6 protein-coding genes are annotated in these 12361 nt (G+C 32.8%); 4 read left to right on the forward strand and 2 right to left on the reverse strand.

The window, feature by feature from the left end; genetic code table 11:
- Window positions 1-68 precede the first annotated feature (68 nt).
- The 3 genes from OQ292_RS07415 (at window position 69) to OQ292_RS07425 (ending at window position 6166) form a co-directional block, all read left to right on the forward strand.
- A complete protein-coding gene (locus tag OQ292_RS07415) occupies window positions 69-1559 on the forward strand; it encodes a sodium-dependent transporter (protein WP_284685417.1) in 1491 nt (496 codons plus the stop codon).
- Between the two features lie 277 nt (window positions 1560-1836).
- Entirely contained in the window at window positions 1837-4611 is a 2775-nt protein-coding gene (locus OQ292_RS07420) for a toll/interleukin-1 receptor domain-containing protein (protein ID WP_284685418.1), read from the forward strand.
- Between the two features lie 340 nt (window positions 4612-4951).
- Window positions 4952-6166 (forward strand): glycosyltransferase family protein, encoded by a 1215-nt coding sequence (locus OQ292_RS07425; protein ID WP_284685419.1) that lies wholly within the window; start codon window positions 4952-4954, stop codon window positions 6164-6166.
- An 18-nt stretch (window positions 6167-6184) separates the two neighbouring features.
- Here OQ292_RS07425 and OQ292_RS07430 read toward each other — a convergent pair whose 3' ends face one another.
- Both OQ292_RS07430 and OQ292_RS07435 read right to left on the reverse strand, forming a co-directional pair.
- Entirely contained in the window at window positions 6185-7504 is a 1320-nt protein-coding gene (locus OQ292_RS07430; protein WP_284685420.1) for a lipopolysaccharide biosynthesis protein, read from the reverse strand.
- Window positions 7505-7566: 62 nt separating this feature from the next.
- Window positions 7567-10821, reverse strand: a complete 3255-nt coding sequence (locus OQ292_RS07435) for a sensor histidine kinase (protein ID WP_284685421.1) — start codon at window positions 10819-10821, stop codon at window positions 7567-7569.
- A gap of 376 nt (window positions 10822-11197) precedes the next feature.
- Here OQ292_RS07435 and OQ292_RS07440 point away from each other — a divergent pair, with 376 nt between their 5' ends.
- Window positions 11198-12319: a hypothetical protein gene (locus OQ292_RS07440; protein ID WP_284685422.1), complete on the forward strand. Its 1122-nt coding sequence runs from the start codon at window positions 11198-11200 to the stop codon at window positions 12317-12319.
- Window positions 12320-12361 lie beyond the last annotated feature (42 nt).

Below are 12361 nucleotides of genomic sequence, written 5' to 3' on the forward strand. Positions count from 1 at the left end.
GGACCAATTGTTTTTTATTTTGTTCATATTGCGGTTATCTTCACGAAATATCACTTTACGGTTATTTCATGGCATTAAAAGAAGAATTCAGCAATCGCTGGGGAATTATACTAGCATCATTAGGCATGGCAGTCGGCGCAGGTAATTTATGGCGCTTTCCTAGACTAGCCGGACAGTACGGAGGAACCTTTCTTATACTTTGGATATTCTTTCTCATTTTCTGGTCAATACCAATCTTACTTGCCGAATTTTCTATCGGTAAAAAAATTAGAAAAGGTGTTATAGGCTCATTCGCAGGTATTGCTGGTTCAGGCTTCACGTGGATGGGCTTTTTTATTGCTGCTTGTACACTTGGCATCACTTTTTATTATTCTGTAGTAACTGCTTGGTCTTTGCAGTATCTGGGTTTAAGTATTACTAATCTTTTTAATACTGATACTTCGTTTGCAGAAAAGCTATCAGCAGAACCTGACTTTTTAAATAACTATTGGGCAGATATTTCTAATGCCAATACTGTAACAATTATCCTCCATGTTATTGCTGTAATACTTGGTATTTTACTCCTATATAAAGGCATTCAAAAAGGATTAGAAAAAGCTAACAGAATATTAATACCATCTTTATTTGTCTTGTTAGTTATCATCAGTGTGGTGGCTCTCAATATGGAAAACGGTGTTAAAGGACTAGAATACATGTTCTCTATAAAACCAGAGTTATTTGGAAATGCTACCATCTGGATAGAAGCACTTTCACAATCTGCATGGTCTACTGGTGCAGGCTGGGGACTTATAATGACAATTTCCTCTTATTCAAGAAATAAAGAAGATGTAACACTAAACACATTTGTCGGCAGCTTCGGGAATAATACGGCCTCTATTTTAGCAGGTATTGCCATTTTACCATCTGTTTTTGCGTTGGCAGAGACAGAAGAAGCAGCTATTGCTTTTCTACAAAGTGGTAATCAGTCTTTAACTTTTACAGTAATACCTCAACTTTTTGCAGAAGTTACCGGAGGTGATTATCTCGCCGTAATATTTTTTCTTGCATTTTTTATGGCTGCATTTAGCTCGCTACTCCCTATGTTAGAATTATTTATAAAAATTATTGGTGACATGGGGCTTACAAGGCATCAGGCAAGTATTAGAGCAGGACTTTTTTGTATTATACTTGGTTTCCCTTCAGCGTATTCACTAGATTTCTTTAATAACCAAGACTGGGTTTGGGGCATCGGCTTAGTTATTTCTGGGCTGTTCATCATTTTTGCAGCTGTTAAATATGGTGTATTAAAGTTCAAGAAAGACCTTATAGATATCGATTCAGATTTTAAAGTAAACAACAGCTACTTTGCTATCTGCCTTTACTGTAATATCTTTTTAGGTATCTTTCTAATATATTGGTGGATGTCTCAGGGTTATAGCCAATACCCTTGGTTTAATGAAGCTGGTAACTGGAATTTATTTGATGTATACAGTAATGCATCAATTATTACACAATGGGTATTTTTACTACTTGTTGGGGTTATTTTCAATCGTTTAATCTATAAAACTTTCTCAAAATGAGCATCTCTTCAATTATTAGTATGGTTCTTATCTGCGGTTTTGTAGTAGGAGGATTTATTTACTTTCTAATGCTAGCTATTGGAAAAGAAAATAGCAATAAGTAATAAATCGTCGGGTTTTGAATTGTTAACATATACTACTCAACTTTATCAATTGAACTTAGTAGGATAGCGTAACTGAAAATTATTAAATTTAAAATTGCTGAATTACATTTATACCCGCAATTATTTAATAATTATTAGTATCACTTGTAGGTGTCATTTTTTGAACTTGTACCATGTCAACACTGAAAGATGTTTTTATTTCCTATGGAAGGTTACATAGTCAGGATTTCGCATCCAGATTATATGAAAGGCTGGAAGAAGCGGGGTTTGACGCATGGTACGACTTTGTAAATATTCCGAAAGGTGAAGACTTTCAGGAAAGAATTTACAGAGGAATTGAAAGATCTCACAACTTTATTTACATCATTTCTCCACATGCCAACGAATCGCAATACTGTTTAAAAGAAATTGAATATGCACTTCAGTGTAACAAAAGGATAATCCCTATTCTTCATATTGAAAAAGAACTGGATAAAATCCATCCAGAAATAGCAAAGCTTAATTGGGTGTATGCCAGAGAAACAGTTGAGAGTGAAGACACCATAATTGCTGAGGATAATTTTGAAAAAGCTTTTCTGGAAATTGCAGAAGTAATTGAAAGTAAAAGAGAATTTACTCAATTCCATTCCAACTTACTTATAGAAGCCCTCAACTGGGAAAATAATCAGAAATCGTCAAACTTTCTTTTAACTGGCAAACATCGTTTAGAAGCAGAAACATGGTTACTAAATGAAATTCATCAAATAGAAAACCTGCCTTGTGAGCCTACAGAGCTACATTCTGAATACATCTGCGAATCGCGAAAAAACGCAGAAAACCTAATGACAGACACCTTTATCTCTTATGCAGATGAAGACAAAAATATTCATGAAAAGGTTAGAAAATATTTAACCAGATACCTAATTACCTCTTGGGCTCATTACCGAGATATTCGCAAAGGTGAAAATTTTGAAACAGCCATTTTAGAAGGAATAGAGAAGGCTAACAATGTTTTATATTTCATCTCAAAAAAATCTGTTAAGTCGGAGTATTGCAAAAAAGAGTTAGAATATGCTAAAAAATACAACAAACGCATTATTCCCCTGCTCATAGAAAGCATACCTGAACAAGATTTTCCAGAACAAATAAAAGGCTTGCAGTTTATCGATTTTACAGATAATGTAAAAGAAAATGATTATCTGAAAGATATTGGCAACCTAATAAATGAGCTTAACCACGATAAAAGCTATTACGAACAACATAAAATTACACTCGTGCATGCTTTAAAGTGGCAAAGACAAAATAAGAATGCCAGTATTTTACTAAGAGGTTATAACCTACAAAGTGCACTCTCATTTTTAAAAACTGGCGAAAGAAAATCGCATGCTCCTACTCAGGTTCATATAGATTTTATAGAAGAAAGTAAAGCTAAAACAGCTCAGTTAAACTCAGAGGTATTTATATCTTATTCTAGAACTGATGGTGATTTTGCAAGAAAATTAAATGATGAATTACAGCTTAGTGGTAAAACAACTTGGTTTGATCAGGAAAGTATAGCCGCAGCCGCAGCAGATTTTCAGGAAGAGATTTACAAAGGAATAGCTTCATCAGACAATTTTCTATTTATTATTTCTGAAAGATCTATACTTTCTGAGCATTGTGCAGGTGAAGTTGAACATGCTATTCAATGTGGAAAAAGGATAATTACGATTTTACTAGAAAAACCTGAAAGTTCTCTCCACGATGCTTTGGCAAAAGTAAACTGGATTAACTTTAAAGATAATGATTTCCACCCCTCATTTGGCGAGCTTTTAAGAACTCTCGATACAGATCGACCTTATATTATACAACATACAAAATGGGGGCAACAAGCACTTGAGTGGTTAGAAAAAGATAAATCTAAAGACTTACTACTAAGAGGAGATGAATGTTTACTAGCCAGTAACTGGTTAAACAGAGCTCAGTTAGAAAATAAAAATCCCAAACCTACAGCATTACAGAAAAATTTTATAGAAACTAGTATTGAAGTAGGCAAGGCCGAACAAAGACGAAAAGCTAAATTAATTAAGCGACTTAGAATTTATCTAATTGCTTCTATAATTACTTTAATTACTACTGCTGTTTTTGGAATATATGCCTTCCACCTAAAAAACTTAGCTGAAGAGCAAAAAGAAGAGGCGATTAAAAACAAAGAACAAGCTATTAAAAACCAAGCAGAGATTCAAGCAGCAAAAGAAGAGTTGGATTCTCTTTATTATGTACTTTCTGTGATTAACTTAAAGTATGAGGAGCTTTTAGCCATGAATGAACAAGAAGAGCAAAGCTTGGAAATGGTACCTGAAAAAGAAATACTCACACAAGAAATACAGAAGCTCCAAAAAGGAGTGGAAAGAACTCAGCTAGAAAGAGCTGAAATTGTTCAATCAGAAATAAAAAAAGCAACTGAAGACCTTCAGCTAAAAAAAGAAGAGGATAAACAACCATCTGCTAAAAGTGAAGATAAAAAGGTAACCAAGTCCCGATCTTTTACACCTTTACAAGCACAGCAAAAAACTGAGGAAGAACTGAATGCTGTAGAAGAAAGCATGCAAGAGGTTAAAGTATTAGAAGAGCCAGTAGCTGCTCCTGTTGTAATTCGAGAAGAAGAACCGGTTAGTAAAACTGAAAATAACAAGAGGTTAAAAGTGAGTGAACAACTCGAACAAAGTATAGAAGAAGCTAAAGAAGAAGTAAAAGAAGCGTTCAATTCTGCTAAAAATGCTTATCTGGTAACAAATATTACTGGAAATGTTTACTACGAAAATGGAGAGAAAGTTAGAAAAGGAGATAAGATAAGCGATAGTACTACAATAAAATTCAACAGTGATGACGATATATTACAATTAGTTTCTCCAAAAGGAAGATTTGTTTTCTCTAATCAAGGATTGGTACCAGCAAGTAGAAATATAATCCAAATGAAAAAGAATTAACAAACTTTTACATTTCAAAAAGCGACAAACAAAAGATAAATTACATCAAAATAAAAGCATCAATAATGATGACTTATACTATTTTAACCTAAATTTTAGCTTACAAAAGCATTTAACCTTAAGGTTTATTCATTCTCCATATAAAATCACTTCTATAAACCCTTAACTTTTCTTTAATCTCTTGCATATTACCAATTGAAAAAATTCTTCCTGAAAATTTCTTATCTGGAAATGAATTTGCAACAGAGTTATATAAAAAGTGTAAAACAGGCTTAATTAAGCTTGTTAGTATTACTAACTAAAGTTTTGCTTGCAATTTTTAGGTTGAATGGCAAATAGTATGAAGCATAAAAACATTGTAGTACTAGCTCATCCAGATTGGATAAATGGCTATGAGACTAACACCAAAAAAATTGTACATGAATTTACCAAACAAAACAGGGTATTGTATGTACAAGCACCAATAAATAGGTTTAATGGTATCTTCCAAAAAAATAACCCTGCTGTTAAAAATAGACTGAGTGTTATTAATAAGGAAATTGATCCACTTATTAAGTTGAAAGATAATCTTTGGATGTTATACCCAACTTACAAAGAGGAAGCTCTCAACCTAGCGATTAATAATTGGACTTTCAATTTTATCAATAGAATTAATAGTAGAAGATTCGCAGAAGAAATTCTAAAAGCAACTAGAGAATTAGGCTTCGACAATTTCGTAATATTTAATGACCGCAATCCTGTATTAGGTTTACACTTAAAAGAATTACTAAAACCAGAGAAATATATCTACTACATTTCTCAGTGTGAATTTACAGATCAGTTTCAAAGTCAGATTCTTACAAAGCATGAGCCTAAAATGCTGAGAAAAGCAGATATCGTTGTAACTAATTCGTTATACTACAAAGAATATGCATCTTCAATTAATGAAAACACCTATTTTATTGGTCAAGGCAACGACATAAATATAGATGATACAATAGAAAGCAATTCGTTTGACCTAAGAACTTCCTTAAATAACAATTTACCAATTATAGGATGTATCGCAGATTACACCACTTCAAATCTAGATTTGAAAATATTTGAGGAGATTCTTATAGAAAGGCCCAAATGGAATTTGGTTTTAATGCACTCATTAGCTGAATTACCTACAGCTGTTTATCAACTCGAAAAGTATAGTAATTTTTCAATTGTACCCTTAGAAAGCACAAAACAGAAAAATGCTTACTTACAACAATTAGATGTTTGTATTATTCCAGAAATAGCAAATACACTTGCTAAAGAAAAATATCCTGAAAAGCTAGATGAATATTTAACTCTTGGTAAAGCTACTGTTTCTACTAAATCTATTGCAAATGATATTTTCTCTGAGCATGTTTACATGGCTTCTTCAAGCGAGGAATTCATTGTAAAAATTGAACATGCATTAGCAGAAGATAATAACAGATTAATGGAAGAAAGGAAAGAGTTTGCAAGCCTACATAACTGGCAAAACACTGTACAAGAGATTTATAATTCAATTGAAGGGAAAAGTAATATTGAAAATATGGTTGCTTAATTTAAGCCTCTACTATAATTAAGCAACTCTTTTTAATATAGACCTTTCCTCCTCATATTTTTTCAGCTTAGATGTATTCAAATTAACACCAACTTTTTTTAGATAGTAATAGCCTGATACAATTCCAGTAATTGATATCAGTATATTAACTAATGCAACCCACTCAAGCGATAATCCAGAAACTAATACTAAATAATTTAATGCAACATTTAGAAGCAGCATGAGACCATACCTGTAAAAATTTGCCATAGGTTTCTGCAATGCTTCTAAAGCAACCCCACAAAATCTGTTAAATGGATCTGCTAGTCTGGTTATTAAAAAAATATAGATAATCAATAATGTATTTGAAAACTTTTCACCTCCAAGTAGAGTGATTGCCTGTTTAGCAAATACAGCTACTATTACTGATATAAGTAAAAACACAATGGTACCCATTTTTATATTTCGCTTAAGAAAAGCCTTAAACAAACTATATTTTTTGTTTTTATATGCTGATATTAATTGTGGGTAAAGATTAGTAGCTAAACTACGAGTAAGTAAATCATAAACCTCCGTTAATTTTAGTGGCACTGAATATAATGCAAGACTGACTGGCCCAGCAAAATATCCGATCATCAATACATCCGAAGTTTTTAGCAAATTGATCAAAAGCTGAGTACCCATACTATAGCCTCCAAAAGAACACAATTCCTTTATTTTTAAACCTGAGAAGAGTTGAAACTTAAAGATTGATTTTCTTAGAAAGGTTAAGCCAACAATGCTACCTAATGCATGGGTAAATAAGTAAATATCTTGAGGTTGAAAATTAAAATCAAACCTGAAAATTTCAAGTAACAGATAGATACCAAATAGACCAAAAGTGATTAACTGGATTATAAAATAATTAGAAAACCGCCTTTCTCCCTGCCATATCCACAATATAAAGCTCCTTGGAAAAGACACCAGATAAAATACTGGGAACAACTCAAAAAACAGATGAAGTGCATTAGCATTCTCAAATGTCGATGAAATGCTAAATAAATTTTCTATGGTAAAAACAGACACACTTACTACAAAAGAAATTACTACACCCACCCAGAAAGCTACATGTTGATAGGCATTTTTTATACTTTCTGATTTATCTGTACTAAAATGAATTACTGCACTTTGAATGAGCCCTGTACGAAGCATCTCAAAAAAGGACGCACCAGCTATAAATGCTACCCAATTACCAAAAAAATCTTGAGAATAATAATGAGCTAACAATGAAAAGTTTACAAAACCAATTCCTGCAATTAAGACATTAAATAGAATAAAAATAGCGGCTTTACTTTGTGCCAGATTACGCAAAAAATTCATCAGTTTGAAAACGAAAAAGCCTGATGTATCTTTTAAAAAATGGATATTTCAATATTAAAACATCATTCTGCTAATGATAAGAGAACTTTATACCTCTCTTCATGAAATGCGTAAACGGCTTTAATCATTTCCTGCTTCCATTCTTGTATTTTGTTATACTGTTCTGGCAACTGCTCTAAAATTTCGAGATTGGCACTTGTATCATAAACCTCAAGATTTTGCAAACTAGAAACCACCGAAGATAAAATAGTTTTTTCGTTTTGATTAAAACAAAACTCTTTATCCCCATTTAACTCAACATGTTCTTCGTTTGAAAGAGGTTGTAAAATACCTGCAACAGGTCTACCAGTGAGTGTAAATGTAAATTTTGAGCCTGTACCTACTTCTGATTCTACAGAAATATTACCGCCATGAGCCTCTATAGCCAGTTTACAAAAGGTTAAACCTAAACCTGTAGATCGAATAGTGGTCTCATGTCTATTGGCTGCTTGCCTAAATTTATCAAATATAAAAGGTAATTCTTCCGCAGGTATACCATAACCAGTATCAGCGATACTTATAGCAATAACTTCATTTTCTCTCTCTTCTGAATCCACAGTTACTATGCTACCTGCCGATGAATATTTTACTGCATTTGATAAAAAATTCACCAATACTCTTACAATCATATCTGCATCCGCATCAATCTCATATCCTTCATCTACATTCACATAAAACTTGATGTGCTTCTGATCAAATGAAAGCTTAATTTGATTAATTGCCTGATTTACCAACATAAACAAGTTCACATGCTGCAATCTCAAACCTACTTTAGTTTCTTCAAACCGGTTTACATCTAATATATTTAAAACCATATTAAGCATTTGCCTACCAGCTTCGTGAATTTGAGGTAAATTATCAGACAAAGTAATAATAAGGTTTAAAGGATTTTTAAGGTCATGAACAATCATACTGGTTAAAGACTCTTTAAAATTCTCCAACTCCAAAAGCTTTTTGTAAGCCTCTTCCAGTTTTTGCTTTTCTTGTGAAAGCTCTCGTGTTTTTAGAGCTACTGTACTTTCAAGTTTCTCATTCGCATTAATAAGATTCCTCAACCTGACCTGATAAACAATATACACCAGTATTATAATAGCAGATATGCTAATCACATAAAACCACCACTTCTTCCAAAATGGTTTTTGTATTACTATTCTTAGATCAGACAATGGCTCACTAAACACTCCGTCTTCAGTAATAGCTTCTACAAAAAACTGATAGTTACCATCTTCAAGCTTAGGATAATAAGCACTATTCAAATCTGAAATTTCATTCCAGTCTTGCTCGTAACCAGCCAAATAATATCCATACCTGAGCTTATCCGGATTCTTAAAATAAACTCCTTTAAGGTTAATTCTCATTCTATAACTACCATAAGGCAACTCTAACTGAGAATCTATGCTTTTTTTACTGCCATCAACTTCTATACTTTCAATTTTTACAAGTGGTTGAATATCTGCTTGTGTATTTTCTTGAGAAGAATAAGTAATCAAACCAGTTTCTACACCCACAAATACTTGATCTTTATCAAATGAAAAGGCATTTGAATTGATATTAAATGAAGCATATTCACTCCTCTCATTACTGAACTCTAAAAAGCTTTTAGCTTCTTTATTATAAATATTTAACCCATTACGAGAACCAATCCAAAGATCACCAGATTCACTTTTACCCAACATGTAAATAAAATTTGAGAGAAGCTCATCATCTGTATCATATTGAAATAAACTATCATTTTGCATTTGGAACAAACCGCCACCCTGAGTTCCCAGCCAGATTACCCCATTATCTTCACCTTCTATACAATTGATTTCAAAGCGATTAAAAGCAAACTTATCATCTAGTTTGGTAAACTGTTCATTTTGGATATATCCTAAACCTGGGTCTGAACTGGCAATCCAAATCTTGTTATCTACATCACAATAGAGATCATGAATATTGTTATGCATGATAGAATTAGATGTTGAATATTGTTTTTGGTAGTTTGTAGACTCATTATATACCAAAATTCCTTGTAGCCTGCTGGCAAACCAGATAGTTCCATTTCTATCTACTTCAATATCATTTATATACTTTAAATTATTGGTTTGTAAAACTTGAAAAGGCTGTGGAACATTCGAATTTTTACGCAAAACACTTATTCCTTTACCCAGTGTACCGATCCACAAATTTCCAGATAGATCAACTTTAAGTGATGATATTGGAGTACCTAGAAGATATTCTGTAGTAGAATTACCTTGCTTTTTTAAAAGGCCATTATTAGTACCTATCCAAATTACAGAATCGCCAACAGATTTTACCGACAAAACACCAGAAGCTGTAATGCTTTCATTATCTAGAGAAAATTCATCTCCAGTAAATATACTCACACCTGCCCCTGTAGTTCCAGCCCATATATTTTGCTCTCGGTCTGTACTAATACATTGAATGTAATTACTAGCCAAGCCATTTTCTTCTGTAAAGTTTTTGGAAGTTGATAATTTTTTAGCATCTGAAAAACGAAATACTCCACTCCCATTTGTTCCGGCCCATAGTTCATTATTATTTCCCAAAAACAAATCGTTCACTGAAGTTTCTATTTGCACAGTAGCTTTTTTCTCCCATGTATCCAGATCAAATACTGAGATTCCATTAGCTCCACCTACCCAACAAAGCTTACCTGCTTCATCTGTTTTTATCACATTAAAAACTTCTGGTTGTAAAACTTTATAAGTATAAATAGTATTTGTAGGGCTAATCTGAATAACACCTTTATTACTGGCAACCAAAATACTATCATTACATAGTATAGTTGCATCATAAAAAATCAGACTTCTGTCAGGTGAGGTGTAAACATGTACATTTCCATCTTTATAAGTAGCAACATCTCCATTTTGACTTAGGAAATACATTTGCTTTGTAGAGGATTCCAGAATGCCATTAATTTTACCAGTAAAACCTTCTATTTCTATATGGCTAACTGAATCTGCTTTTTGATTATACTTTCCAACATAACCTTCGAAAAAGCCAAACCACAACGAATTATCACTACTTAAAAAACTACTTGTAGCAAATCTTAATTTGCTATCTTGCGAAAGGTAATTAGTAAATTCAGTTCCATCGAAGCGGGCTATTCCTTCACCTGTTCCCATCCACAAATATCCATCTGCTCCAGACTGAATAGTATACACAAAGTCTTGCGGTAAACCTTCACTACGATTGTAATTTCGAAAATGAATGAGTTGTGCTTGCAGATTTGCAACAAACAGAAATTGAAAAAATATTACAAATAATCTAGACATATAAAATTGCAACTCCTTCGGCTATTCACATAATCATCAAGAATTAACTTCATCTATCAAATCAAGTTAATCGCTATTCAACTTTAAAATTAAAGCGTTTTACAATATGTGTAGTTATTCGTTTGATTTTTTAGTAAAAGTGGCTTAAAACTAACAGTTAATTAGTAAAAAAACAGCAATAAAATTAATTTTAGCTATCAGTCTACATTTCAACACAATTCATCTCTTTTAAAAGCTCCGTTCAAAATTCTAACTTAGCAGAATTAATTTACGTGATTGTAGGTGTAGAGATTGAAATGCAGTTGCGACAATTAAATACTTATTAATCGCATTTTTTACTGCTTAATCTTCAAAAAAAGATAGACTTAAATGCTTTATGGAAAACAGAAGCCTTGAAATACATCAGCTTTTAAAAGAAGCAAGTGAAGAAAAATCTCCAGAGAGAGGAATGGACTTGCTTTCGAAAGCAATTTATCTGGCGGATTTAGAAAATGAAATTGGCCTACAATTCGAAACCAGAGCCCAGTATTTACTTTCTTGTTTTAGATATGGATATCACGACAGAAGCATTGCCACCTTTCCATGGTTACTTTCCCATGCAGAAAAACATCCTGAAATGATCAATCAGGCTTCTATTCTGATTTTATATATAACCATTATCAATGGTATTACAGAGTTTCCAAACATTTCGCTAAATCAAATAAGACAGGTGCTCAACGAAATGAAGGAATGGTACTTAAAAACGGGTTTCAGTTTACAGGAATGTTATAAAATAAGCAGGCATGCTATGCTAGAAATGGGTCGTGTAGAAGATGCAGACCATTACCTTAAATTAGCAAAAAAAGCAGCTCCTGGTATTTTTATTCACGAACCCGGCGCTTTCGATGCTTTTTCTGAAGTGACTTACGCAGATCACCTAGGCAATTACCAAGAAGCCATCGATATTGCCGCTCCACTTTTAAAAGGATTTCCTTTAACCTATGATGTACACGCACCGTTTTCAGCTTTAAGTACTTCCTTTTTAGCTACCGGAAATATGGATTATGCTATTCATTGCTTTAATTTTTCGCAGAGAACACACCAAGGTTTGGAATATAACCATCTTTGGTATGGATATAAGTTTTTGTTTTTTCTAGTGATTGCTAAAAATATGGATGCTGCAGTGAATAACTTTAGAAAGTTTTTTAAAAGAGCCGCCGCTGGCCACGCAAAAGGTTTATCATTTCTTTACTATTTAGCAGCAACTTTTTTCTTAAAAGAATATAGCAAAACCCATGAGACAATAACTTATGTGCCCATGCTTGGTTCATTTGCCCATTACCAACAAAGTCAGGAATATAGTTGTAGTGTTTTAATAGATTGGCTAAAAAAAGAAATTCAAACACTAGCTAATGCTTTCAACAAACGTAATGAGAATGAGTTTTTTACAGATTTAATTGAAAGACATTTAGAAATGGAAAAACTCCAAAGTAAAAATAAAATTGAGCTAGAATTTTAAGTTTAAAAAGTCAATTGCTGATTAAACCAGATAGAAAAAATA

Origin of the sequence: Chondrinema litorale (assembly GCF_026250525.1) — a bacterium.
Lineage (GTDB): Bacteria > Bacteroidota > Bacteroidia > Cytophagales > Flammeovirgaceae > Chondrinema > Chondrinema litorale.